The organism is Phaeobacter sp. CC-HEC084, from assembly GCF_059429255.1.
This window is the reverse complement of sequence record NZ_JCAIJQ010000005.1, coordinates 45,193-70,553: the sequence shown is the minus strand read 5'-3', so window position 1 is coordinate 70,553 and position 25,361 is coordinate 45,193. Positions and strand designations below refer to the sequence as shown.

At 61.1% G+C, this 25,361-nt stretch carries 25 protein-coding genes; 6 read left to right on the top strand and 19 right to left on the bottom strand.

The features are described from left to right. On the bottom strand, positions 1 to 1,026 hold the full coding sequence (locus tag AC5SSZ_RS16500; protein WP_084353830.1) for an SIR2 family protein: 1,026 nt from the start codon (positions 1,024 to 1,026) through the stop codon (positions 1 to 3). 480 nt (positions 1,027 to 1,506) lie between these two features. Between AC5SSZ_RS16500 and AC5SSZ_RS16495 the strand changes: the two genes are divergently transcribed. The 5 genes from AC5SSZ_RS16495 (at position 1,507) to AC5SSZ_RS16475 (ending at position 7,659) form a co-directional block, all read left to right on the top strand. After that, positions 1,507 to 1,845, top strand: coding sequence for a DUF736 domain-containing protein (locus tag AC5SSZ_RS16495; RefSeq protein ID WP_037207756.1), 339 nt, complete (start codon positions 1,507 to 1,509; stop codon positions 1,843 to 1,845). Between the two features lie 634 nt (positions 1,846 to 2,479). Continuing rightward, positions 2,480 to 2,656: a hypothetical protein gene (locus AC5SSZ_RS16490; RefSeq protein WP_165198475.1), complete on the top strand. Its 177-nt coding sequence runs from the start codon at positions 2,480 to 2,482 to the stop codon at positions 2,654 to 2,656. A gap of 525 nt (positions 2,657 to 3,181) precedes the next feature. Further along, positions 3,182 to 3,802, top strand: a complete 621-nt coding sequence (locus tag AC5SSZ_RS16485) for a helix-turn-helix domain-containing protein (protein ID WP_084353843.1) — start codon at positions 3,182 to 3,184, stop codon at positions 3,800 to 3,802. Continuing rightward, positions 3,795 to 5,735 carry a relaxase/mobilization nuclease domain-containing protein gene (locus AC5SSZ_RS16480; RefSeq protein WP_084353828.1) on the top strand — a complete coding sequence of 647 codons (1,941 nt, stop codon included), beginning with the start codon at positions 3,795 to 3,797 and terminating at the stop codon, positions 5,733 to 5,735. Before AC5SSZ_RS16485 ends, AC5SSZ_RS16480 begins: the two co-directional genes overlap by 8 nt. 16 nt (positions 5,736 to 5,751) lie before the next feature. After that, complete coding sequence (locus AC5SSZ_RS16475) at positions 5,752 to 7,659, top strand: type IV secretory system conjugative DNA transfer family protein (protein WP_269348001.1); 1,908 nt, start codon at positions 5,752 to 5,754, stop codon at positions 7,657 to 7,659. An 18-nt stretch (positions 7,660 to 7,677) separates the two neighbouring features. Here the strand turns inward: AC5SSZ_RS16475 and AC5SSZ_RS16470 are convergent, their stop codons facing one another. Continuing rightward, positions 7,678 to 9,099 carry a phospholipase effector Tle1 domain-containing protein gene (locus AC5SSZ_RS16470; RefSeq protein WP_040701697.1) on the bottom strand — a complete coding sequence of 474 codons (1,422 nt, stop codon included), beginning with the start codon at positions 9,097 to 9,099 and terminating at the stop codon, positions 7,678 to 7,680. Positions 9,100 to 9,273: 174 nt separating this feature from the next. Here AC5SSZ_RS16470 and AC5SSZ_RS16465 point away from each other — a divergent pair, with 174 nt between their 5' ends. Beyond that, positions 9,274 to 9,549 (top strand): WGR domain-containing protein, encoded by a 276-nt coding sequence (locus tag AC5SSZ_RS16465; protein ID WP_007120621.1) that lies wholly within the window; start codon positions 9,274 to 9,276, stop codon positions 9,547 to 9,549. Positions 9,550 to 9,780: 231 nt separating this feature from the next. Here AC5SSZ_RS16465 and AC5SSZ_RS16460 read toward each other — a convergent pair whose 3' ends face one another. The 17 genes from AC5SSZ_RS16460 to AC5SSZ_RS16380 all read right to left on the bottom strand — a co-directional run bounded on the left by AC5SSZ_RS16460 (position 9,781) and on the right by AC5SSZ_RS16380 (position 25,298). Continuing rightward, on the bottom strand, positions 9,781 to 10,068 hold the full coding sequence (locus tag AC5SSZ_RS16460; RefSeq protein WP_007120620.1) for a DCL family protein: 288 nt from the start codon (positions 10,066 to 10,068) through the stop codon (positions 9,781 to 9,783). Between the two features lie 18 nt (positions 10,069 to 10,086). After that, positions 10,087 to 12,708, bottom strand: coding sequence for a DEAD/DEAH box helicase (locus AC5SSZ_RS16455; RefSeq protein ID WP_084353841.1), 2,622 nt, complete (start codon positions 12,706 to 12,708; stop codon positions 10,087 to 10,089). After that, positions 12,705 to 13,562 (bottom strand): HamA C-terminal domain-containing protein, encoded by an 858-nt coding sequence (locus AC5SSZ_RS16450; protein ID WP_235859527.1) that lies wholly within the window; start codon positions 13,560 to 13,562, stop codon positions 12,705 to 12,707. The genes AC5SSZ_RS16455 and AC5SSZ_RS16450 overlap by 4 nt, the downstream gene beginning before the upstream one ends. Positions 13,563 to 13,910: 348 nt before the next feature. Beyond that, positions 13,911 to 14,906 carry a P-type DNA transfer ATPase VirB11 gene (gene virB11, locus AC5SSZ_RS16445; RefSeq protein ID WP_007120616.1) on the bottom strand — a complete coding sequence of 332 codons (996 nt, stop codon included), beginning with the start codon at positions 14,904 to 14,906 and terminating at the stop codon, positions 13,911 to 13,913. An 82-nt stretch (positions 14,907 to 14,988) separates the two neighbouring features. Then, positions 14,989 to 16,431 carry a TraB/TrbI/VirB10 family type IV secretion system protein gene (locus AC5SSZ_RS16440; RefSeq protein ID WP_007120615.1) on the bottom strand — a complete coding sequence of 481 codons (1,443 nt, stop codon included), beginning with the start codon at positions 16,429 to 16,431 and terminating at the stop codon, positions 14,989 to 14,991. Positions 16,432 to 16,433: 2 nt separating this feature from the next. After that, on the bottom strand, positions 16,434 to 17,156 hold the full coding sequence (locus AC5SSZ_RS16435; RefSeq protein ID WP_007120614.1) for a TrbG/VirB9 family P-type conjugative transfer protein: 723 nt from the start codon (positions 17,154 to 17,156) through the stop codon (positions 16,434 to 16,436). 5 nt (positions 17,157 to 17,161) lie between these two features. Further along, positions 17,162 to 17,842, bottom strand: a complete 681-nt coding sequence (locus AC5SSZ_RS16430) for a VirB8 family type IV secretion system protein (RefSeq protein ID WP_007120613.1) — start codon at positions 17,840 to 17,842, stop codon at positions 17,162 to 17,164. Between the two features lie 17 nt (positions 17,843 to 17,859). Further along, complete coding sequence (locus tag AC5SSZ_RS16425) at positions 17,860 to 18,873, bottom strand: TrbL/VirB6 family protein (protein WP_007120612.1); 1,014 nt, start codon at positions 18,871 to 18,873, stop codon at positions 17,860 to 17,862. Next, positions 18,874 to 19,299: a hypothetical protein gene (locus AC5SSZ_RS16420; RefSeq protein ID WP_007120611.1), complete on the bottom strand. Its 426-nt coding sequence runs from the start codon at positions 19,297 to 19,299 to the stop codon at positions 18,874 to 18,876. A gap of 8 nt (positions 19,300 to 19,307) precedes the next feature. Further along, a complete protein-coding gene (locus AC5SSZ_RS16415) occupies positions 19,308 to 20,075 on the bottom strand; it encodes a type IV secretion system protein (RefSeq protein ID WP_007120610.1) in 768 nt (255 codons plus the stop codon). Then, positions 20,072 to 21,184 (bottom strand): lytic transglycosylase domain-containing protein, encoded by a 1,113-nt coding sequence (locus AC5SSZ_RS16410; RefSeq protein ID WP_007120609.1) that lies wholly within the window; start codon positions 21,182 to 21,184, stop codon positions 20,072 to 20,074. The genes AC5SSZ_RS16415 and AC5SSZ_RS16410 overlap by 4 nt, the downstream gene beginning before the upstream one ends. Beyond that, complete coding sequence (locus AC5SSZ_RS16405) at positions 21,181 to 21,390, bottom strand: hypothetical protein (RefSeq protein ID WP_007120608.1); 210 nt, start codon at positions 21,388 to 21,390, stop codon at positions 21,181 to 21,183. The genes AC5SSZ_RS16410 and AC5SSZ_RS16405 overlap by 4 nt, the downstream gene beginning before the upstream one ends. Beyond that, positions 21,387 to 23,780, bottom strand: coding sequence for a VirB4 family type IV secretion/conjugal transfer ATPase (locus tag AC5SSZ_RS16400; RefSeq protein WP_007120607.1), 2,394 nt, complete (start codon positions 23,778 to 23,780; stop codon positions 21,387 to 21,389). Before AC5SSZ_RS16400 ends, AC5SSZ_RS16405 begins: the two co-directional genes overlap by 4 nt. Continuing rightward, a complete protein-coding gene (locus tag AC5SSZ_RS16395; RefSeq protein ID WP_038070148.1) occupies positions 23,755 to 24,033 on the bottom strand; it encodes a VirB3 family type IV secretion system protein in 279 nt (92 codons plus the stop codon). Before AC5SSZ_RS16395 ends, AC5SSZ_RS16400 begins: the two co-directional genes overlap by 26 nt. Positions 24,034 to 24,048: 15 nt before the next feature. After that, positions 24,049 to 24,330, bottom strand: coding sequence for a TrbC/VirB2 family protein (locus tag AC5SSZ_RS16390; protein WP_007120605.1), 282 nt, complete (start codon positions 24,328 to 24,330; stop codon positions 24,049 to 24,051). 16 nt (positions 24,331 to 24,346) lie between these two features. Further along, entirely contained in the window at positions 24,347 to 24,904 is a 558-nt protein-coding gene (locus AC5SSZ_RS16385; RefSeq protein WP_007120604.1) for a lytic transglycosylase domain-containing protein, read from the bottom strand. Between the two features lie 79 nt (positions 24,905 to 24,983). Further along, the gene (locus tag AC5SSZ_RS16380; RefSeq protein ID WP_007120603.1) at positions 24,984 to 25,298 is read right to left on the bottom strand and encodes a hypothetical protein; all 315 of its coding nucleotides are present in this window, start codon (positions 25,296 to 25,298) and stop codon (positions 24,984 to 24,986) included. Between the last annotated feature and the right edge of the window lie 63 nt (positions 25,299 to 25,361).

Sequence of the window (25,361 nt, the reverse complement as noted above, 5' to 3'; positions counted from 1 at the left end):
CTAAAACCCAATCAATTCGTTCAATGCAGGCAACTCCCAATATTTGCCCCCGGTAACAACAATACCGTCTGGGCTGTCACGGTTGTAAACCATCGTCCCCTCATCGTGGTTCTCGAGCGCGAGGTAGTGACGCCCGGCGTTGTTCTTGAGAAAATCCTTGGCTTCGGGCGTTAAGGTGCGCGCTGCGACAAGGATGGGAACGTCATGCACACGACAACGCGTCATCAGCTTCGGATGGATATGGCCGTCGCGGAACCCGTATCCTATGCAAATGAATGCGGTCGCGGCACTCAACACACGATCGGCGCCCTGTATCGCGCTCCGAAAGGGCTCGTCGTGCGTCCGCTGATATTTGCTTACACCTGGCGTGACGATCAACGGAACCAAACCATCGGGCAACTCGCTCGTCATCGGTAGCGACATCACACCCCCATGCGGGTCTGAAAACCAATCAAGAGACCCGTGGACTTTCCAGACTGTGACCGTCCGCGCCAAATTGGCCCCTTGTTTGAAAATCAGATTCTCCGCCCCATCGGCCCGTCGCAGATAGCCCGGAAGGAAACCCGTGTTGTGGATGTAGCCGCCTGAATCGGCTGCATACTCTGCAACGCGGTCGTAGTTTGTTGTTACGACATGGATATTGCGGTTTGTACTTCGGAATAAACCTGTGAATAGGGTGCGGAGCGGAAAAATGGTCTCGGTCTTTATAGCTGATTTGAGCAGGCTATAATCGCCCTGAGCGATGAAGTCCCAGGTACTTCGGACAATCTTGACAACCAAGGAGTCGGGTAGAGGCTTGTTTTCTAGTGCTGCTTCTAAATGATCTCCAGCGGCCAAGGCTGTTCTAACAAGTGTCCAGGCATCGACTTCCGGTCCATCGTCGGCCTGTACATTATCGCGGAGCCAAACGGCCAAATCCCCCATGCCACGAATGCCATGCGGTATCGAGGCCCCGCTGCCCAAGACTATCACTGGGCTATGCTGTGCACAGTTTTGGCACTGCTTTGCGAGTTCTTCTAGTTCCAAAGCTATTTTGCCTCACTTCTTGTACTTCGGCTTAGTTTGTCTGTGCCCGAAAACGATTTGGTCCAAAATTTCGCTCTTACGATACCCCCGGTAGCACTTCTTTGTCACAGCAAGTTTTCGCTGTCGTCGCAAGGTGGGTGCGTCGGGAATCTGGCAAGTGACATGGATCCGAAAATGCCTGCTCCAGCTATGATCCATGCATCAACATGCGCCCTCTGGCATCTTTGACGGCTGTTCACCATCCTTCCTTAGCGGCCAACGCACTTCTCCCTTTGTCTGAGTTGCATGACATGCTGGTCGCAGCTGTCGTCCCGTCCACAAAGGTTGCCGCCGATCTTTTTCCCCTGACCCTGCGGGTCATTCCTCGCGGAGCAAAAAGACCGGCACCTGCCCCTCTCCGCTACGCTTCGCCTTCGGTGTGCCCGGGCCTTGGCCAGCTGCAAGGTGACCATCATTGCAACGCAAACAAGGAGAAGAGCAATGACCACGAACTGCATCAAATTCACCAGCGCCGACATCGAGACCGCCAAGGGCACAGGCTCCATCTCGACCCTGACCTTCGACCTCGACATCACGGTCGAGCCCGTCGCGAGCACGAACCCGATGGCCCCCACGCACCGCGTCCTCGGCCGCTCCCCGCGCGGCAAGCTGGTCGAGTGCGGCGGCATCTGGAAGAAGCAGAACAAGGAGACCGGTGCCGACTACTACACGCTGACCATCCGCGACCACGGCTTCAACGCCAACCTCGGCAAGGCCGCGAACCAGGACGATCTGTCCCTGCAGGCCGTCATCCCCTGGGGCCCGAAAGACGCCGCCTAAGCCAAGGGCCAGACCGCTCCGGCGGTCTGGCTATTTCTCGTTATGAGGAATGGCAGCGGTTCGGGTCCGAAACCCGTGTCAGAAGGATGCGGCATATTTCGGACGCTGACACCGAGGCGGATAGTCTGACTGGATCGATCGCAGAAGCAGCTTTGATCGTTCTGTTGAGGGACAGAGTGGATCGCGCGAACCCGAGGGTGAGCCGAAAGTCAGCAGGGGAAAAATGGGAGCCCACTGTGCGAGGTAAGCGCACCCCTTCTCTCAGTCGAGCAACCCGCGCTTGGGTCGTGTTGGCGAGGCTGCCAGGGTGCCGAACTCACCCTTTGCCGCGAGGGTGTAAACCGCAGATCAACGTCATGCGTCCGGGGGGCGACGTCTCACGTCAGGGCCACCGTCGCGCGCCTTTCCGTCGACCTGTTGGCCTCTCAGATCGCTAGCCCGGGGTCGAGCGGCCGGCAACGCTGGGGGCAGGTTTCTGGACGGCTGCGCCTTGAGCGCTGCGGTGCACCGCTCACAACAAACCTGCCCCCGGCGTGCTCCATTTCATTCCGCCCCGTGCCGGGTGCAGCCCGCTCTCATGCCCCCGGTCTTTTCCACGATCCGTCCAACGACGATCAACGGAAAGGATCACACCATGACACTCGAACAATCCATCGACCTCGCCGAACTGCAAGCCGACATGGCCTTTGATGCCTACCTCGCCGCGTTTGATGAAGACGCCCATCCCGAGACACTCGACAGCCTCGAGACCGAGGCGCTGATCGCCCGCAGCCGCTACGACGACCTGCGCTCTCAGGGACTGGGTCACTGACCCAGACACCCCTGCGGGTCTACTGATCCGCAGGGGTTTGACACCGTCTCTCAGAAGCTTCGTGACGCCCTCGAATGGTGGGACCCGCGCTATCTCGCGCGGGCCGTTTTCGTGTTCTTCGCGCCCGATCCGTTACCGGCTCGGGCGCTCGGTTTGCCTGACATCGCGTGCTGCTCCAGCGCAAGTTTAGGCAGATTAATTCGACCAGATTGCCGCGCATCGATGAGGACGGCGGCGTTCCATGTCGCGCTGCGGAGCAGTCTTGACTGCACCCTATTGCCAGCAAAAAGACACAGCATGCAAAACGTTATATTGCGCAATGTGATGTATTGAAGTATAAGCAAAGGAGAGAAGGAAGACGTTGGCAGGATATGGCCAATGTTTGCACATTTTGTCCGAGGGGTCTGTCATGGGCGTTTCCCGCAAAGCTGAATGCTCCGCCGCACGCGAAAGCGATTGCGAGCAATCGCTGCCTCGCGCGCGTCTGCGCATGCAATCTTTTTCTGGCAGCGGGAGAACGCCCTAGTGCCGAGGCCAGCGAAAAACCTGAAGCTTGAAGAGCGCATCGAAGTGGCGCGGCGCTTCACGGCGGGCGAGAGCGCGAAGGAGCTGGCGGCGGCGTTCGGTATCTCTCCGCGCCACGTGAACCGGCTCGCGAAAGAGGAGGCGGGCGAGGGGATCGCAGCGCGCGATCCGAGCGAGACAGTGGCTTTCCGGGCTAGTCAGTCTGAGCTTGCAGCGTTCGATGCCGAGTGGCGCGAACGGGGTTTTTCCAACCGGTCACAGGCGCTCAATGCGGTGCTGCGCGGACGGTGCGGTTTCCTCGATGTGCCCCGTGATCTGGTCGCCGAATTTTGCGCCGCATGGCGACAGGCGAAGGATGTGAGCGACGCTGGCATGGTGCTCGCCAAGGCGGTCCATCGCGGTCGGCTGGAGGTCTCGGCGGCGGATCGCGCAGTGCTGATCGAACTGCTCGATCTTGCGCAGTCGATGAGCCGTGAGATGGGCCGGATGAAGGATGCGGCGCAAGCGCTGCGTCATCAGGAGTGGCCGCAAAGGGAAGAAGGGCAGGGGGCGGATGGCGCGGTTCTGGAGGGCACCCCGCGCGAGACCGTGACAGGTTTGAGGCTCGTCAGGAATGGCTGATCCGCTCGCCCTCTATGCCTCGGTCATGGGCCGGCTCTGGGAGGATGAGCGTATCCGGGGTCAGGCCGCGGCGCGGATCGACGCGCGGCTGGCGGGGCGTCGGCAGGGGCGAAGTTTCTCGCGCGTCGGATCCATGTCGGCGCGCAACGCGCTGAAAGTGGCTTCAGGGCAGAGCCGGGCTGCGGTGTTCAAACGGATCCGGGCAGGAGGCTGCAAGACGAGGTGTAGCCTCGGGGCGCAGATTTCCTACATCAACGACAAGGCGGTATACACCTATTCGACGATGACCAACGCGCTGACCGATGCGGCGGTGCTTTCTGAGGAGCAGAAAGAAGACATCATCGAGGATTGGGCCGGGACCTGGCGCGGCTCGACCAAGCTCGGGTTCACCTCGCACATGCTGCTCTCGTTCCCGACCGACGTGACGGTCGATCAGGTGTGCGACATCGCCATGGACTGGACGGAGCATTTCTTCGAGAGCGGGGAATATGGCGATCAGTGGGACTATGTCCTCGCGGTCCATGACGACCGGGCGCACAAGCATGCCCATATCATCCTGAACAATCGCGGCGTCGAAAACGGCACCTGGTTCTCTTGCTGGGCCGAGGGCGTGATGTCGCCGCAGCTGATGCGCGAGAAGCAGGCCGAGATCGCTGAAGGCTACGGCGTGACGCTCGACGCCACCACCCGGCTCGAGCGCGGCATTTTCGAGAAGCCCGCCGGGATTGAGGAGATCTACCGCGCCAAGGAAGAGGCCCGCCTTCCGCGCGAGATCGTCATGACGGCCCAGGAATCCGCCATGGCGCAGGCGCAGGTGGTGGGCTTCGCCAAGGACTACAAGTACCTCGCCGACCTGCTGGACCGGATGGACCAGCGTCACATGGCGCGCGCCGTGCGCGGCATGGCAGACGGTCTCGGCTCCGGCACGCCCTGGAACTTCACCGAAGGAGAGATAGACATGAAGGACATCAAGACCGTCGGTGATGCGATCGACTATTCCGAGCGCACGATCGAGGCGCTGAGGCTCAAGGCCGAGGAATTGGACCCGGCCGAGCGCGCCGCCTTCGAGGCCAAGGCCGCGCCGATCATCGCGGACCTCTCGCAGATGGTGCCTGACCCGGAGCTGCGCGCACGGTTTGGAAAGCAGCTCGAAGAACCCTATCCGCCGGGGGCGGGCAGCGAAGTGCTGATTGCGGCGCTGCAATCCGGCAATGACGAGGGGCTGCGCTACGTGCTCGAGCGCGCCGAGGAGGTGGGCATGGACAGCGAGGAGCTGGTAGCCCGGATCACTGCCGGCGGCACGCGCAACTACGGCATGGCGCAAGACTGGGTCGAGCGCGACATGAACGCGGTGCTGGCCAAGGACGGTCTCAGCGTGGAGACCGCGAGTGACGACCAGCTCGATGCCGCGCTCGAAAAGGTCGACGGCGTGATGGACGCACTGATGGAGCGGGCGAAGGAACTGGGCGTCGAGATCGGCCGAACCCTCGCGGACGAAGAGGAGGCGACACTGCCCCTCATCGACGAAGACGACCGGACGCCCAATCCCTACCTGCAGGACCTGGCCGACATGCTTCGGGACGGCAAGCTCACCGAGGAACAGGAAGAGGTGGTTGAGCGGACCCTGCAATCCGAGCTCTTCAAGGAGTTGGGTGAGGAGGGTTTGGCTGCACTTCGCCGCGGCAACTACGAGGTGCTGGACGCGGCCCTTCCGAGCAAGCTCGACCAGATCACCGTCACGCAGGAATTCCTCGAGATGACGTTTGAGGAGACCGGCGACCAAGTCTTCACCGACCGCGCCGCCGGGTTGCAGCAGGACAAGGCGACGGAGGTGGCGCGGATGCGCGGCCAGCAAGAGGCGCAGGAAATGGGGCGTGAACTTGCCCGAAACAAAACACTAGATCGTGGTCTCGATGACGAGATGGAATTCTAAGGGGGAGATGACAACCATGACCAAGACACTCCCCCTTTGGGCCGCGCTCCTCTTCGGGGTGATCTGCGGCGCCGTCATCGGCACCATCGTCGCCGCCTTCTACCTGACCCTGGCCCTGAAAACCGGGTTTGGTAGTTTTGACATGCTGGCGCTCTGGAAAGCCAGCGCGGGCACCCGAGCGGCGCATCCCGAAGCGTTCAAGGTGGGGTTTGGCGCCGTAGGCTTCGGGGCGATTGGCCTCGGCGCCCTGGCGCTTGCCTGGACCTGGAAGAAGGAGCGGGACGACTATGGCTCGGCCCACTGGCAGACCAAGGCGGAGCTGAAGAAGAACGACATGCTTCAGGCACCCGGCAAGGGCTTTGTCTGCGGCAAGCTCGGCTCCCCGACGTCCAAGGCCGAGTTCATCTCCTCGACCACCATCCCTCATGTGATGATGGTGGCCCCGACCCGCGCGGGTAAGGGGGTGGGTTTCGTGATCCCGAACCTTCTGAGCTTTGCGGGCTCGGTCGTCGTGCTCGACGTGAAGGGCGAGAACTTCGAAAAGACCGCGCGGCTCCGGGCGCTGAACGGTGACGAGGTCTATCGCTTCAGCCCGTTTGATTGGGCCAATGCCACGCATCGCTACAACCCGCTTGCGCGGATTGCCAAGGCCCCGACATTCGCGCAGCGCTTCACCGAGGTCTCGATCCTGGCAGACCTCTTCCTCGACAAGGACAACAAGACGCTCGACACCTTCTCCGAGGCCGGCAAGTCGATCTTTGTCGCGGCCTGCCTGCTGGCGATCCAGCGCGGCACGCCGAACCTTGGAGAGGTGAACAAGATCGTCGCCGGGGGCGAATACAAGAACGCCCAGTATAAGACCTACGCCGACGAAGCTGAGGAAGACATCCTGCGCGAGCTGTGGACCAACGCCGCGTCGGCCTCGTCGCGGCTTCTGACCTCGAACATCCAGGCACTGATGACGGCGGGTCTCAAACAATGGGACAACCCGGCGGTGCGCTCGGCCACCGAAGCGAGTGACTTCGATTTCTCGACCTTCCGGAAGACCCCTCAGTCGCTTTACATCGCGGTGTCCGAGGATCACATCGCGACGCTGGCGCCGCTCTTGCGCCTGATGTTCGCCGATCTCATCGCCTCGATCCGGCTGAACGAGCCCGGCCCGGACGAGCCCTGGCCGGTCATGATGATGATCGACGAATTCCAGCAGATGGGGGCGATGCCCTATCTCGAGCGGGCGATCCATTCGCTGGCAAGCTATGGCGGCCGCGTCGCGATGATCGCGCAGTCGCTGGCTTCGCTTGATCGGATTTACGGGCCCGAGGGCCGTGAAAGTCTCGAGAACGGGGCAGGGCTGAAGCTCTACATCACCCCGCGGGACCAGCGCACGGTGAAAGAGGTCTCCGCCGCGGTCGGCAGCACCACCCGCGAGGCGGTGACCCGGATGTACGGTCGCAACAAGGGCTTCCTTGGCGCGACCTCGACCTCGGCGCGTCTGGAAGAGCGGCCGCTACTTTCCGAGACGGAAGCGCGCCTCATGGATCCCGACGAGGTCATAATCCTCGCTTCGCCCCAGCACCCTATCAAGGCTAGCCGGATCAAGTATTACGACGATCCGTTCTTCAAGGACATGCTGGCCCGCCAGGACGGCAAGCCGTTCCCCTATCCGCCGAGTGTGCAGGGCGTGGGGCCCTGGGGCGGTGACTTTGAGGTCGGCGCAGACGACCAGGCGAAACTAGCCGAACGTGCGCCTGTCCGGGATCGATCGCAGCGGCGCGAAGCGCGCGCGATGAGCGTGATGCCGATTGAGGCCGGACGCGGGCAGCCCGAGCCCGAGACGCTCGAAAGGGAAGCCGCCGTGCCGAAGGATTGGAAGGCGGCGCTCGACCGGCAGGAGGACTTCATCGAGGAATTGTTGGGAGGGTGAGCGCCGTCGACTAGTCCCCTATTCGTCGTAGTAGAATTTCAAGTCGCGTCGCTCTTTCAATTGGGCAGGTCGGTAGGGTTTGACCTCGCCACACTGGGCGACGGCCTTGGCTCGCATGCGCTCTTCGACTGAAGGATGGAGCGGGAAGTCGTCGCCAACTGCGCGAATTCCCTTCTTCCAGCGGATGCGGAGGGGGCCAAATGCTACCATCGCGTCTTCGCGGTGCTGCAAACCCAGAGGGTCAGGGGCGCGGTTCAAGACGTTCTCGTTGATCTGGATCGACGGCACGCAGTCTTTCAATTCGTCGACCATCCAATCGAGGGCGATATCGCTCAGGCGGGACTCTGCCTCAGGATAGCTTCCACCGATGTCGCTATGACAGCCCGGGAACCAGACCTGCTTCAACCACTTCGGCTCTCGATCTTTGGTCTCAATCGCGGCCGCCTTCGATGCCCATCCAACCCTTGGAAAGTCAGCACGGTCTTCGTCGATCGCCATGGCGTGACGGGCGTGTTGGACATCGGGATCCAGCCACTTGTCGTAGTTGCGCTTGTTCCAAGCCGCGAAATGACCCGTCTTGAGAATCTGCGGCCAATCGGTTGGGCGCCAGAGCTTCAGTTTGCGCTCGGGATCGTCCGAGAAATACTTGAAGTTGTCGAGCAACAGGGAACCTAGCTGCCAAAGAAGCGCGACTAGAAGTACGCCAAGCGGAACAACCAAAAGCCAAGACCATCCGAGTGCAACGCCTGCGGCCAAAGCCGCCCCGACCCCGAACGTGACGCCCCAGACCAAGGTGCGGACAACTGCCGTTCGCAGTGATGCCACCGTGTCGAAGACCCCGATGAATGTTGGCTGAACGTTTCCCTGATTTTCTTCGCCTACGAGCGGAAAGCTCGAATACTTCTTGCGAAATCGCTTGCCGAGTTCTTCACGGTTCTTGAAGTAAGGATCTTGTCCGCGCGGTTTTCCAGCACCGTGATTATACACGAATTTTACAGCGTCCTTGGCGATCTTGCGCAATCCGGGGCCGTAACGCGGGACCGGCGAACCATCTGGCATCTGCGTCGGGACACCGCAGAGGTTCATAACGTTTGCAAGTGCTCTTACTGTGTAGGCCCCGCGCGAGAACCCAAACAGCAACACACGGTCGCCGGGCTCGTAATGGGCGATGATCTGCTCGTAGCAATCGATTATGTTGTGGTCGATGCCAGTTCCGACGGCGCTTTCCAGGATGGGCTTGATCCGACCGAAAAACCCACCGCGTTCTCCTGTTCCCAAGCCCGGGTCGTAAAAAGCCACTTGGTCCTTAGGGCTAATTGGTGAATCTGGGCCGGGACGCATGGCTCGATACATCTTGTAAACATTCGACAGCCGTTGGTCTGGCCTGGCGCCACCCATCTGGCCGGTTCCGTCCGAGAATATGCAGATGTTCTTTACCATTTGTCGCCCTATTCAAGAACACGAAGTACAGTCAAAATCCTAAACCTGCAGCAGTTCTGCCAAGCTAGGAGAGAGTGCAGCGGAAATGTTTCGCCCGAGTCGGGAAAAATTAGAACATAGTGGAAACACATATGTCTACCTGATATTGTGACACATGAGAAGGGATTGCCCAATATGTTGGATACGATGCAGCAAATGGAAGTGTTCCCGACGACAGTCGATCTCAAGCGGGTCGACCTGTCTATCAACATGCGGCGCTTCTATAGAATGAGTGTTCAACCAGACCTGTTTGGCGGCGCATGCCTCGTGCGGGAATGGGGCCGTATCGGGTTTCGAGGGCAGATGATGATCGAATTTCATGATGACGAGGGCAAGGCTGTCACGGCGCTCATGAAGCTCCATGCTAGCAAAAAGCAGCGAGGGTATAGGGCAGCCGTGGCGCAGAACTAAGATTGAATTTTAGAGAAGAAGATTTCGCATAGCATGTATTTCGCGTTTGTTTTCGGCAACCGGATCCTCCACCTTTCGGCGGTCCAGAATCCGTAGGCAGCTTAAGACCAACCGGGCACCAGTCATGGCTGGATCAGAGCCCAGTGGCAGGTCACCGCACACCAGGAAGAGCATAAACTCGAATACGAGCCAATTAATGAGCGATAGCCGATGGCAGCTCTGTGTTGATGATCAGTAACACGCTCGAAAGGAGAATTTTTCTGTCGTTCCATCGACGCGGTTGACCCAGAAGCAGCGCGTTCCGTAATCCGCCGTTCTTACACTGAAGCTTTCAATTCCCGGGCCGATCTTTTCGGCGGCTTCGGGATGCATATGCATGAGATGCGTTAGTATTTCGGCGTCTTCATTGGTTACCTTGTCACCCAGTTCATATTTGTACAGCATATCCCTAAAAAAGTCGTTTGCGTCTCCTTTCCTCGCGAATGAGAGCGATCCGATCTCTACTGGCTTTGCGGGCATAATCGCTTCCTCTCTACTCTATTCGCTGAATTCGTGGCCCGCTTCCGGATCATCAAGGCCCGATACCTGCAGCGTTTCCCTGACGATAAGGTTAGGCAGGTCCATCCCGGCGAAATTCGGGCCATGCTGATTAATCCAGGCCAGGCAACCTTCCTTGTCCAGATCGTCGCGCGCAATCTTCTCATACAAGGCCACCGCAGACATGCGGGAAAGCCCTAGTTCCATTAATGAGAGAAGCGTGATGCTGGAGACGCCAAACTCAAGCGCTATCCCGATGTCAAAGTCTTCATCAATCAGGTCCTCGCGCTCGGCTTCAGTCAAGAACAGGCGGAGGACATCCATATAGGCGGAAATATACTTCGGTGCCTTGAATCTTGCTGTCTCTTCCACCATGCTCATCGTTTCGCGAATGAGCACTGGAAGCTTGAACGATCTGTTGTTTCGTTGCTGATACTCTATACGCTTCCTGATAATTGCAGCCAAAGACAATCCTTTCAGCCACTCGACAACCACGAGCGCGTGCAGGGGAATGAGACTGTCTGGCAGGAAGACAGGATACAAATTTGCGTTAATCCGTCGCATGACGGTGACGTACCTGTCGTACGCATCGACGCTTTCCGAAGGCGCGAGCAGCAGATTTTCGATATTGCCTTCGTACTTTCGAAAAGCTTCCAGCAAACGCTGCAGGCCCACCGCGCTGACGCCTGGATGTCTTACTAGAACATCCTGCGTAATATTGATCAGCGCCGAAATACCTTCGAGGCTTCTATCGAGTTTCCGGAGCGCATCTGGAGAATGCCGTTTCGCAAATGCGGCATCGGAAAGCGTACCAAGACGAATATATGTATTGAGGAGGTAAGCCCCGACCTGTTCGAATTCTTCGCCTTGCGCAAGATCGGCCAAAGAGTCGATGTTTCTGTTCTCAAGATACGCAGCCAGTTCATCGGTGGAAGATATAACGACGTCAGTTTCTCTCTTGATCGGGTAGCGTGAGCGCTTCGGCACGCCGACGGGCCATGCTTTTTCATCCTTTGGATCGATACAGATAATATTGCCTTGGAATTCGTTTCCCCAGCGACCGGCCCGTCCCGCGAGGTTCCAGAAGTCGTGCGGCTCCATCGGGTTCCCACGGCCCTTCCGGGGACCGCGCACAACGATGGTCCTGCAAGAGAGATTTACTCCTTCAATCAGCGTCGAGGTGCAGGCAAGAAATCTTATCTTGCCGTCGCGGAACAGCCTCTCAACCTCGGTGCGGATGAGAGAGGGCATGTTTCCATAGTGAAAAGCGACACCACGTTCGACCAGCGGCGCGAGCTGATAATTACGGTGGACCCCTTTGCGGGCCAGATCAGCCAGGTCCAGCAATTCCTGATCATCTGTCTTCTCCGAGCCTTCCAACTGGCTGATAAGGAGCGCGACGTCCTCCGCTTCAGCCGCGCCGTTGCAGTAAACCAGTGTGCCGCCGCGACCGCCTGCCGCCGCTGCGATAAACGCCAGCCTTTTTTTCAGGCCCGCAGGCTTGTTTGACAGTTTAAGCGTGCCCAGTGGTATGGGTGAATCGCCCCAGACAAGGTCCAGCGACCACTCCTTGGGCTTCCGAGGCACTTGCTCGGCTAGGATCACGTTCTGCAGAACGGTTGGCATATCGGTATTGACCGACGTTTTCGGCATATCGTTCGGCGCATCCTCAAGCAGTTCTCCGGGATTTTGTGTCGAAGGACTTACAAACACGACCTTCATCATCGGGTTCTGCCGAGACACCCGCTCGATTGCATCCTGCAGTATTACACCACGCTGATTGTCTCCGATCTTGTGCGCTTCATCAACAATGAGAAGGTCTACACTGAAGTCCTCCCCGAGAAGATTGACAAGCAGGTGCAAACGCTCCTGCGTGAATACGAAGACGGCTTTCTTGTCTCCCGTCGTAGATGAGAAATAAACTTCCGTCAGCGGTAGCGACGTGATCTCGATGCCGGTGTCCGACTGACATAGCTCCTTCAGACTGAGTTCAATCTCACTCACCAAAGCCCGGGTTGGGGCAAGGTAAACGGCGATCTTTGTCTTGCTCGTGCGAACGTGATCGAGCAGCCACTGCAAAACGAGGTAAGTTTTTCCGGACGCGGTTGGCGCGGACGCTGAAAGCCAGCCGGCGCCGGAAGAGGCGCCCGCCCATAGTTCTTTCTGAAAATCGTTGACGCCTATCCATTTTCCGCTCGATTCAAGGAGTATCGAGTCCTCGAAACGTCTTCTGTTGGCTTCAAGGCGCATCGACACGCCCAGTCTGCCCTCAAGATCGGGAGCGATCCGGTTTCGCAGTATTGCCAGCTCGACGGACCTGCGATTGGACAGCTTTTCGAGGAGGACAGCCCCCGCATCCCGCACTTCCGGCGAAGTTTCGAGTGTGACGGCAGCGGTTGCGATCCGCAGCGCCGCCTCCTGATGCGTTCGTTCGGTTGATCTGGCCAAAAGGCTTCCGGCCAAAAGAAGCTGCTGCCAGTCAAAGCTCTTCTTTGGGTCAGCGGATTCATGGATTGCGTCCAGATTTGTTATCTCAGTCGCCACTGTGATCTGAGTCAACCTGATAATATCATCACGAAGCGCCTCACCCGACAGCCAATCAAAGAGTTCGGTATCTTTCATTTCTTAATACCCAGCGCCTTAAGGAACGATGCGCGAAACCCATCCGCCGAAGGCACTGGCACACAGAAAAACTGAATGTCGAATTTGTCGAGTTTCTCCACCGATAGTCTGTTCTTTACATTCTTCACCCATTTTTCCATTTCGTCATTCGCCGCCTTCAGGATGTCCTCCCCGATGCCTTTTGCATCATCTTTCGGATAGAAATCCGCATCGAAGGCGATAAGCGCGATCCCGCAATATTCGACCCTGTTCGATAGCGGTGAGGTTCGGTCGAAATATTTCCGGAATGCGGCCGTAAGTTCCGGATCACTGAGATCGGCTTTGTCGCTGAGGAGCACGAGATCCCGCTCGCGATCAGCGCCTTCGTGGTCCGTCTCCACGAGGAAAGGGGCAAGTGATGAAAGGCAATCTCTTATGGCCGCTGTAGGGTCGCCATACACCTTTGACTCGCCCCAGAAAAGTTTGAGAAGGCCGTTTTCGTTTACGGAAGCATAGACGCCGTCCGCACCATGATAGTGCATGTGAGAGTCGGTCTTAAGGTCCATCTTACAGAGCACCTGAGGAACCTTGAGAAAGCGCTCTGCGAGTAGGAAGAGCAGCATCTCGCCGCCTTCGCCAGTATTGGCAAGGTCCGTAAAAGTGCCGATTGCCTCGTGGTGCAGGGCTGCAACCGCGCTTCCGGACTTGAATCTGGCGTCCCGCGCCCGCGCATCATCCAACCGCGATTTCGGGACGGCATAATCGATAATTGAGTTGCGCATAAATTCCGCAAGACGCTCCGGCTTGACGCGTCCGTTCCCATCCACAGTCAGGCAATGACAGTGGAGACGGGCCACGCAATCTTTCAAGAGCACGTCCCGTTTAACAAGCTGGAGATGAACACCCAACTCTTCTGGATCGCCCGAAACTATATTAACCAAATCTTCTGGAAGTACTTGAGTCAGTGGTCGCCTCCTTTCGTTTTAGGGTGGTTGTGCCGACCCCGCTGCTGCTCGCATAGAGAGTATCATACGTAATTCAAATAGTTAGGTTTTTCTTCGCGCTGCGGTCAAAGAAATTGTGCGATACTCCTTCAACGCCCCAAGGTCCGGAGTGTCACCGCTGCCCGTTGATAATACGTCAGCTGTCTCCTTTTGGCGTGAACGCTACACTTCGCCTTGCGGAAGTTCAGTTCAGCGTTGCAAACGGCTGCATCGCGCCGTCTATGTCGGTAGTTTTCTCGACCCCGGCAGATAGAACTCCGTAATCCCCCGCTTCCCCTCGGCCCGCCCGAGCTGGACGATCACATCGATGGATTTCCGGATGTATTCCCGAACCTCGGCAAAGGTCAGTGGTGTGCCGGCCTGCAGCACCATGATCGCCAGTCGATCGATTGCGAGTTCTGCGGTTTCCGCGTGGATGGTGGAAACCGACCCGCCATGGCCGGTGTTGATGGCCTCGAGGTAGGTCAGGGCCTCGGCACCGCGCAGCTCGCCGACGATGATCCGGTCAGGTCGCATACGGAGGGAGGCTTGAAGGAGAGCGTTGGCGCTGCGTTGCGAACCGGCACCGCGGTCGGCAAGGAGGGCGACGGTGTTGGGCTGGCCGGGGAAGAGCTCAAAAGCGTCTTCGATGGTGATCAGCCGCTCGTGCTCGCTCACATGGGTCAGGAGGTGGCGGGCGAACGTGGTCTTCCCGGTCGAGGTGCCGCCGCTGATCAGGACGTTGAGCCGCGCCTCGACCAGAGTCTGCAGCGCGGCCTCAAGGTTCTCCTCCGCTAGACTGGCGATGTTTTTCATCTTCTCCGCGCGGAGGGCGTCGAGCGAGACGGCCTTGCCGAAGAGATAAGCCGGGGCGTAGTCCCTAATGCTGCCAGAGGCGAAGAGGCGAATGGTGATCGAGGCACCGCGATCGATGGCGGGCGGCACGGCGACCTGGACCCGAAGCGGGCGGCCCGCATATTCCACCTTGCCGGAGACGAGGGGGTTCTTTTCAGAGACGCGGGCCTTGGCATCGCCGACGATGGTCTGGGCCATGTTGAGGGCTGTGGTCCGATCCACGGTCTGACCTTCGTGGCGCATGCTGGCATCCCCCGCGACCTCGAGCCAGACCTTGCCGTCGGGGTTGATCGCGATCTCGACCACGTCGTCACGCCGCAGGAGATCGCGGAACGGGTCGAGATAACGCTCGAGGTATGAGGCTGGCGAGGCCTGATCCATCAATTCGGTGATTCCGGTAATATTGAACCTGGTTTCGCTGCCTCTCGCCTGCGGCTCGAACGCGAAACCTGATGCTTCTTTTTCATTGTGAACCGGAACCCCCGTAGATCACCACATCCCGGTCCACGAGCACGGTGACCGAGGCGCCCTGATCGACATAGATCGTCGGCGCGATCGAGACCTGATCGGCGATGACCGACCCGACAGCGTCCTGCAGGTCGCTGCTGACATCGCCCAGGACAATGCTTGTCGTCTCGTTGTTGGCACTCTCCGCCGCCACGGCAGGCGCCGCCCCGATCACGGAAATCAGCGCCGCCCCGCCGAAGCGCTCGGCAAACTTGGTGTCGACGAGACCAGTGAGGCCCGAGCGGCCAAGCTGGTCGCCGCCCACAGCGGCGATTTCCATCGAGGTGCCGTCCGGGGTCAGGACGCGGGTCCAAAGGATCAGGATGCGCTTCTGGTGCATTTCGATCCCGGAGCGGTATTGGCCAAAAAGGCGGGAGCCCCGGGGGATCAGGATCCGGTCTCCGGAAAACGCCAGCACCGGCTCGGAGACCACCGCGACAACGGAGCCGGGCAGATCGCTGTTAATAGCGGTTTGCAGCGCCGCCTGGATGACGGATCCTTGGGTCAGCGTGCGTTCGGGATGGATGAGGCGGGCGGCCTCCTGCACCTCGAGCGGTCGCGCACTCTGCAAGAACTGCTCGTTGCCCGAGAGGGCCGGTCCACTTGCGCCAGCGGCGGCAGGATCGGCCACCGCCGCGCCACTCGCACCACCACGTGGACCGTCCGCATAGACCACGGCGGGGGATTTGATCTGGGCAGTCAGAAGCTCCTCGGCGATGCGTTCGGCCTCGCGCAGACGCTGCTCCTCTTCCTGACGCCGGCGTTGTTCGAGAAGGCGCTGATCGGCGATCACCCCTTCGCGATCGAGCTCGGCCTCAAGCCCCTCGCGCTGCGCCCGTTCGGCATCGAGCATGGCCTGCAGCCCCTCGATGCGAGTCTCGGTCTGGCGTTGGAGGTTTGCCAGCTCGGTTTCCTTTGCGGCGAGCGTTGCTTCGAGCGCGGCCTTTTGCTCGTCGAAGGCCTCGCGCAGGTCCGCGACAGCGGATTGGATTTCCGAGTTGCGGGCAGCCTGGCTGGCGGCGAGGGCTTCGCGGAGCTTGGCGATTTCGGCCAGCACCTCGGCGCTCGGTTCCGGGGCAGGGGCGGCGGGCACGTCGAGCGCTTCCTCGACGGCGATCAGTGCGTCATTGACCCGTTGCTCGGTCTCGTCGGGCGGAAACTTCAGCCGCCCGCCGGAGCCGGGGCGGCGGTCCTGAAAGGTCTCGACATCGGAGGTCTCAAGCGCACTGTCACCTTCCTGCAGACCGGTGGCCAGAAAATACGCGACCCCGGCCCCGCCAAGGGCGAGGGCGGCCGCGAGCGCGCCGACCCCGAGGCTGTTTCCGCGGGGCTTGGACTTGCCGCGCTGGCTGAACTGGTCGAGACGGTCCTGAAGGTCGGGAGGGGTTTGTTCGGCCATGGTCAGTTGCTCACGTAGATGGCGCTCTCGTCGCGCCAGGCGCAGATCGCCTCATCGCCGATACGCAGCGACCAGTAGGTGTTCACCCCAAGCACCCGGACCGTGTTGCCTTGCTGGGTCCAGTTGACCGTGCGCTCACGGCCCTGGTCATCGGCCTTGAAGAGGGCGGGCTGGCGACCGTTTTCCGGGATGACGAAGTAGGTATAGCGCCCGTCGTCATAGATATGGCTGGGGCGGAAATCACCTTCGCCCGAGACGCGGTAGTTGTAGTTGCGGGGCGCCTCAAAGCCTTTGGGCTGGGTAGCCGCCGTCGCTCGACGTTCCTCATCGGGGTAGCGGAAGCGGACTTCGAAGAACATGCCGGTGCGGTTCGGGATCGAGCCTTCGCGCAGGTGGAAGGAATAGGTGCGTCGGTTGGTGATCACCGTCATGTTGGTGGAGGCATTGGCCACATGCGGTTTGATGGTCAGCACATTGCCAAGCTCTGGGATCGGATCGACCTGGAAGCTTTCGGTGTCGCCGACGATCACGGCCTCGAAGCGCTCGCCCGCCCCGAAATGGATCGTGGTCGAATGCCTCAGATCGGTTTCGATCCGATAGACCTGGTTTTCACTATAGACGGCGGTGCGGATGCGGATGTCGAGCGGGCCGCCTTGCGGCGTGGCCTCGGCGTTTGCGGCAACAGGAAGGGCAAGCGCCAGGAAAAGCGCGGGCAGAGATTTCATCTTGGTCAGTTCTCCAGAGTCTCGGCGTCGACGCGGTAGGAGGTCACCACGAAGCCCAAGGGGTTGGCCCAGACGTCCTGAAGGCGCTGGCGGGTTTCAGGTTGGAAGTCATAACCAACGGTAGCGACATAGGACCGGGTGACGGTGCGGGTGTCGCGGGGACGGCGCAGCGTGCGGGTGAAGCGGACCTGGGCCACGCCGCGCTCGATCTGGTTCACGGACTTGATCACCACCTCGATCTTGGCGTCGCGGCCATAGACGGTGATCGGGTAGTCTTCGTTGGTCGAGGACCAGAGATCGCGCAGCGTGCGGGCGGCATCGCCATCGGAACGGTTGAGCACCGAGTTGATACGCTGCTCGCCATCGGTCAGGTCATAGGTTTCCCGATCATCGACATAGGCCACGAGATTGGCCTGGATGATGGCGTCGCTCTCGGAAAGCGTCAGCGCCTGTACGGCGGCGACCCGGTCCATCTCTCCGGTTTCCTTGTCGACCACGACGACGAAGGTCTCGGTCGATTTGAGTGGAAAGAGGCTCGCGCCCGCGACCATGCCGGCAACACCAACCAGCACGCCTGCCGCCGCAACGAACCAGGCGAAACGCTCACGCCGTCTTGGCCCGTAGATGAAATCCGCCTCGAAAGCGTCGCGGTCAGGCGCGGAGGAACTGGTCACAAGCTTCTTCAAAGTCGTCGTCTTTCACATCAGGGTTTGCGGAAGGCCTTGGCGGCGGAGAGAAGCGCGCCGGGGCTTTGCCGGATCAGCTCGCCGGTCTTCACCACACCCGCATTGGCCATCTGGTTCAGCTCATGCGGGGACTTGCCGGTGACGAGGCGCGAGGTTGCGCCCGCGCCATACTCCCGTGTGTTCACGAACCCCTGGCGCGCAAGGCCCGTGAGACCGACGGCATTGGACGCGATGCCGACGACACCGGTGAGATTGGAGGCGATGTAGGGCACCGAGGCCATGATCCCGGCGCTGAGGATCAGAATGACGAGGAAGGGCAGGATCAGGCTGACGGTTTCGACATCGCCCGGATCGGCGGAGGCGTCCCCGATCGCTTCGGCGATGGCGACGATGATGCCCGCGGCGCCTGCTGCGGCGACCGGCATGAGCGCGTAGCCAATGGTGGCGCGGGTCCAGGCCTCGAAGAGGGACTGGGTCGGTTTGAACAGCGAGGTCACGATCATGAAGGGGGCGATGACGATCATCAGCGCGAAGACGATGCGGGCGAAGGCGATGATCCCTGCGGTGACGGCGGCGAAGACGGCGGAGAGGACGAAGAAGATGGCACCCAGAACCGCGCCGAAGACCCAGCCCGCGCGGTCGCCGATCGTATCGCCATAGGCGGTGATGCGGGCGACCATATTGTCGAGGCTCTCATAGACCCCTGCCTCGTCGCCCGAGCCGGTAAGCGCCAGGATCGAGGCGCCCACGGAGTCGGGCACGCGCGTGACGATGTCATAGATGACGCTGAAATTATCCCAACTCTGCGCGAAGATCCCGACCAGGGCCACTTTCATCCCGAAGGCAAACCCGGTTCCGAAGGGCAGGGGGCGGAGCTGCATGACCGCGTTGATCCCGAGGAGCACGACAAGGAGCGTCGCGCCCGCCGAGATGACATTACCGACCGAGGCCGCCGAGGAGATAAAGCCGTCCTGCGCCACGGTGTTCACCGCGGCGTCGACTTGGCCAAGGATGTCGCGAATGACCCCCATTTACTCCGCACAGGCCTCCACAACTTGCGCCTCGAGCGCGTCCGCCTTGGCGTAGAGCTCGAGCACGTTGAAGGGCAGGCGCGGGTTGTCCGAGGTCTGGAACCGGGGCAGGGCGGCAAGCGCCTGATCCCAGGCGAACTGATCCAGCAGGCAGGTGCAGGTTTCCGAAGCGAGCGCCTCTTCGGCAATCAGGATGCGCAAGATCGCGCGGTAGCCATTGCGCAGATAGGCGGTTTCGGCCAGATCGGTAGGGGGTTTCGGAACACGACATTCATCCGTTTGATCCCGCGCGATGGCCATCGAGTTGAAGGGCGTGTCGCCGGAAGGGTTCGTGCTCGGGGTCTGGGCCGACGCAGCATTGTGCAGGATGCTCAAGACAAGGGCGGCGAGACCGAGCGCCCGGCCTGGAGCCAAGCTGCGGGTCATGGTTTGCCTCATGGATCCACCGCCATCGAGCGGAACTTGCGCTCATCCGCGAGGGTCGCGGCATCGACAACGCCAAGCTGGCCGGCACTCACGCCTTGCGCCGCTTCCAGCCGCCAAATCTGGGTCAGGATGATGCCAAGCTCGGCGGTGACGCGGGTGTTGAGATCGACGGCAGCCTTCAGCCCGTCCTGATCGTCGATGAGCCCGACCATGGTCTCGAGCCGCTCAAGGCTTTGGCCCGCTTCTTCGTGGCTTTCCTGTGCCGCGACGGAGAGCATGGCGCTGGCCCCGGCGGAAGCGGCGATGCGGTTATCGGCGGGCTCATCCGAGCCAGAAAGCGTGCTCAGGCGTTCCGAAGTAAACCCGCTGCCCGAAAGCACCCGTTCGACCGAGGCCGAGAGTTCTGCACCCGGATTGAAGCCGCTGAGAAAATCGCCGCTTGCCAGCGATTGTGCGGTATTGAGGGGCGCCACCAGCTTGCCGCGCAGCGCTCGGAATTCTTCGACCGTGGCGAAGAGTTCTCCGAGCCCGCTGCCTTCAATGAGCGAGGTCAGTTGCGCCTCGAGGTTCGTGAGCTGCGAGAGCTGGGTTTCCAGTTCCAGCCGCATTGTGGCGAGCTGCTGCATCTGGACATTCAGGTCCTCGGCCATGTGTTCGAGCTGCGCCACGAGTTGACCAAGCTGCGAGCCATCAAAGGTTGGGACGCCCTGGGCCGTTGCGGGCGAGGTAAACCCGAGTGTGGCGACCGCGGCCACGGTCAGGAGAAGCTGTCTCATTCGGGAACTCCCATCTGCATGAAGTCGCGCTCCGCCAACCGGTCTGCGACGAGGTGCTGCGCATAGACCGCCTCGCGCTGCTGGTTGGCGGCCATCAGCCGGACGCGAAGGTTGAGGATGCGGCCAATCTCGGCCTTGGCGTAGGTGTTGAGTTCCCAGGCCGCCTTGGCATTGGGTTGCGCATCGATCTGCAGGATGATCGCGCGGAGGCGGTTGATCACTTGCTCGGTCGTTGCCGAACTGTCGGCGGCGTAATAGACGCCCGCCTCGGAGATGCTGGCATATTCGGCGAGCGCAAAATCCGAGGGCGAGAGCGTGCCAAGCGCGTCGGCACCGCCCACCACAGCGAGGTATTCGTTGTAGAATTTCGAGATGTTGCGCACATAGCCTTGGGTCTCGGCAAAGGGCGGCACGCCCCCGTATTCGATGACCCGACCCGGCCCCGCGTTATAGGCCGCGAGCGCATGGGGTATGTTGCCGAAGCGGTTGAGCTGGGTGGTGATATAGCGCGCGCCGCCGCGGAGGTTGTCTTTCACGTCATAGCGGTCGACGCCGAGATCGGAGGCGGTGCCAGGCATGAGCTGGGTCAGGCCATAAGCCCCGACCGGGCTTTCAGCGGCGACGTTGAAGCGACTCTCCTGTTTAATCAGAGCCTGGAAGAGGCAGCGCCACTGGGTGGCCGAGAGACCGGCGCGGGCCACACCGGGCGCGCCTGCGAACTCGCCGGCGACCTCGACGATCATCATCTCGACCGTCTCGCGGCCCTCGCCGAAGAGGCGGCTGTTCATCGGGCTTGGATCGGTATTGGGATAGACCGCCGCCACCCCGAAATCCGCATTGCCCTCGAGCGCACGGATGTCGAAGCCAGGCCCGGTAATGGCAGCGGTCATTTCCTCGAGGACGCGCAGCTGGTCGGCCTGCACATCCGCCAGCGTGGACTCGGTCCGATCCTTGTCCTGCTGGACGCTTAGATCCTCGGCCAATGCCCTCACCCGGGCGATGGCGCGACCGATCGCGGAATTGTCCTGTGTCGGCACGCCCTGGGCATGCGCAGGCAGGGCGCTGAGGCCGAGGCAGAGCCCGGCGGATATGATCGCGGCGCGGCTCATTCCGAACGGGGCAGGGGCTCGAAGGTGCAGTCAGGCTTGGCCGTCTCCTGCACCGGTGCGCCCATGGTCGAGAAGGACAGGGCGGACCGCGTCACTTGCGGCTCGCCATTGCGTCCGAAACAGGGCGAGGTTTTCTCGGTGTATTTCTCGCAAGCGGAAAGAAGGCTCGCGGCGGCGCAAAGCGCGAGGAGGGGTTTCGAACTCATATCACATGTCTCCAGAAATCGGGATTGGCGCGCCAATCGGCAGGCACGCGGGCCTCGCCAGTGGCGCCGCCGCCAAGGATGGGAAGGAGGTCGCCAAGTGCGGAGAGATCGGCATCGACGAAGACGCTGTCGCCCGCCGAGCGGATAAGCGCGATGCGCTGGCCGATGGTCGGCTGCACGAGAAGGGCAGCCTCCTTGGCGTTGACGCGGAGAAAATCGTAATCGGAGACGGTGGCGCGATCGTTCGGGAAGAGGATCTGCGTCGGCACCGTCTCGACGATGGTTTTGCCGACGCGGCTGTCGCGCAACTGGCTCGGATACTGCGTCATCATGATGACGACGCAGTTCATCTTGCGAAGCGTCACCAGCCAGTTTTCCAGCCGCGCCCCGAAATACGGATCGTCCAAGAGCTTCCACGCTTCGTCGAGCACGATGATGGTGGGACGGCGGTCTTCGACCACGCGTTCGATCTGGCGGAAGATGTAGGAGAGTACCGCCATGCGCTCGGTCGTCATGTCGAGGATCTCGGTCATATCAAACCCGACGATGTCGCCCGTGAGCTTGAGGCCCGCGCCGCGCTCGGGCTCGTCGAACACCCAGCCATAGCGCCCGCCGGGGGCCCATTCGGCAACGCGGGATTGCAGCTCGCCATCATCATCGAGTGACTGGAACAGGGTCTCGAAACTGGCGAAACGCTGCAGCGCCGCCCCCGCATCGGCGTTCTGGCCGACCGCGCTTTGGATATGGCGGGATTGCTCGCCCGAGAGCGTGCCATTCCGTGTGAGAAGTGTCGCAAGCCAGTCCGAGAGCCAGGCGCGGCCGCGCTCGTCGGTTTCGGTGGCGAGCGGGTTCAGACCTGTCGGCACGCCAGCCCGGATTTCGTTATAGCGCCCGCCGAGGGCGCGCACGGCCATCTCCAGGCCGCGATCCTTGTCGAAGAAGAAAAGCCGTGCGCCGACCCGCTGCGCCTGCGCTGCGAGAAAGGCAGTGGTGAGCGTCTTGCCGGTCCCGGTGCGCCCCAGAACCAGCGTATGGCCAACGGTCGGTTCCTTGCCTGGGGCTCCCGCCTCGTGGAAATTGAAGCGATAACCAGAGGTGCCGACCGTGGGCAGGACCGAAATGGTCTGACCCCAGGGCGACTGATCAGGACCGCGTCCTTCGACGCTACCATGCAGAGCTGCGAAGTCGGCGAAATTGATGGAGGAAATCGGCGTCTTGCGAGCGCGGTAGCCGAAATTGCCGGGGGATTGTGCGAAGTAGGTGGCTTTCAGCGCCATGTTCTCGCGCACGATGACGGACATGATCTCCTGACCCACGCGTTTGATCTGGGCGGCGGCCCGTTCGAGCGTGTCGCGGTCCGGCGCGTAGACCGCGATGGAGAGGTGATGGTCCCCGAAGGCGATGCGTCCTGCCTCCTGGTCGTCGGCAGCCTGGCCCAATTGTTCGCGCAGGGAGACGGCCGCATCGTCGGAGGCCTGCATCTGGCGGATGATGCGCTGGATGCGTTCGGCCATGATGTTGTTCGGGATCGGGCTGAAGGAGTTCGTGAGCACGATGTCGAGCGGCAGGTCGAGCGCGTCGAGCAGCGTCACATCGGTCAATGCCGGGTAGGTCTTCATCGAAAAGAGCGCGCCGTATTTGACCCGCCCAGTCACGGCGTCGGTCAGGGTGACGACGTCGCCGTCGAAGGTCGCGCGGCAATTGCTCAAAATATGTGAAAGAGGCAGAGCGCTTTGTCCGAAGGCTATGGGGGAGAAGCTGCCCGCGTTCAGCGTGTTTAGATAGCCCAGCCATTCACCACCCGTGCGGGTCAGGCGCACAGGGTTGGCCGAAGACAGAGCCACCTCGAAAAAGCCCATGACCTCGTTCAGCTCCTGCAGGCGCGTCGCGCGGTCCTTGACCCAGGCTTTGCGGGCCAGCGTCCGAAGGAATGGAATGCGCGCGGAGATATCGGGGCGCCGGATCACGCTGAGATAGAGTTGGCGCTTGGCCGGGCGCAGGTCTTTCACATGGGCCTGCCAGCGGGCATCTATCGCGGCGGCGAAGCTGTCGCCCTCGATGGGGCGCATCCCCAGATCCTGTGGCACGGAGATGCGGTGGATGTAAAAGCCGAAGGCATTGCCGGTCTGGGCGACGATGGCGGCAACCGCGCGCTTGAGCGCATCGAGCCGTGCGTCTTCGCTGGTCATCGGGTTCAGACCATCAAGGCGCAGGGTCGCCATCAGATCGCCCTCGCGCAGCACCATCACATCGTCATCGGCAAGCGCGAAATACGGCAGGTGATCAGCGAGATAGCTCTCCCGCGCGAACTCCCCGCCGCCAGCCTGAAGCAGAGCGGTTCCGTGAGTGGAAAGTGTGCCCGCATCAAGCGCCAAAGCTGTCGCCTCCATGCAGGGCGCGGTTCTTCGTCGGGCGCACCGAGCCGTAGGAAACGCGCAGGACCTCGAAGAAATGCGGCTCGCGGTCGGCGACGAACCAGAGGATCGGATAGGCGACGAGGCCGATCAGGAAGAAGACCATGGACTTGGTCCAGATGAACGGCAGAACGACCCCGGTCGCCAGCACCACGAGGTATCCGACAGGGAGGCCCAGATACTTGGGCGGTCGGGCGAGGCCCAGAAAAAGGGGGGATCGTTCTGCCAACTCTATTCTCCAACCTCAGGAGAAGCCGTCGACGATGGTGCCGGCCGAGAAGATCAGCACGATCCCGATGATGACCGAGGCGAACCAGCCCCAGTTCAGCCGCCCCATCATGCACATGAAACCAGTGCCGATGACGGCGAGTGTGGCAACCGCGATCCCAATCGGACCGGTCAGCGCGGCCTCGACGGTTTCCAGCATGGTCTGGATCGGCGACAAGTCCTGCGCGAAGGCAGGGCTTGCGAGAGCCGCCAAGGTTGTGGTGGCAGGCAAGAGGCGGCTGAGGCGATGTCGAAGCATGCGAAGTTCCCTTGTTTTACTGAAGATCGATGAGGACCGGCGCGCGGGCTGGAACCCGGTCTGCGACGCGGATGTCCGGCGCGGAAACAGGTGTACCCGCAAGTCGGGACCGGATCCGGTGGATGCGCGCGATGTAGTCGCGGGTCTCGATGAAAGGCGGGATGCCGGAATACTCGACCACCCGGTGCGGTCCGGCATTGTAGGCCGCGAGCGCCAAGTCGATGTCCTTGAACGTTCCGAGTTGTGCGAGCAGATACCGCGCCGCGCCGTCGAGGTTCTGGGAGGGATCGCGCGGATCGACGCCGAGCGCACGGGCAGTATCCGGCATCAGCTGGCCAAGACCATAGGCATCCTTCGGGCTGACGGCGGTCGGGTTGTAGCTGCTTTCAGCCTCGACCAGGGCGCGGAACAGAATTTGCCAGTCGTCCGCATCAAGGCTGACCTGCCGCAGGGCACGGTTCCCCTGGTGGCGGACGGCAGTCGTGCGGATCAGGGAGAGGGTGTCGTCGCGACTGGAAGGCGGCGTGGCGTCCAACGAGGCCAGAACGACCTCGGCTTCAGCGCTATGTTCCAAACCAGCCCAGGCAGGGCGCTCACCGTGAAAGGTCCAGCCCGAAGTCCGGGCTGTGCCGTCGCGGCCGAAGGCGATAACGTCAGCCGCGCTCCTCGAGGGTGATGCTGTAGTCAGGACCAAAGCGCAGATCGCGCCCGTCACCGAACTCGAGATGATGTTTGAAGAGCCCTGGCCATATGTTGAAATACCGCGGCTCAGGCCCGTGCGGGGTGATCCGGGTCGAGACCAGAATGGCTTCCGGCTCACCCTCGCGCAGGTAGATGCACTGGTAGCGCGGCTTGCCATCGTCCGTGAACCCCACGAGTTCATACCGGCAGCGGAACGCGATGCCCTGTTCGGACAGGTCTTTGACACCATCGATGGTGATCAGGATCTGGTTGCGCGCTATCGGCATGTTCGGACTCTCCCCACGAGAGCCCTTCTACTGCACGACACTAAGGCCATAAAGTCATATGGA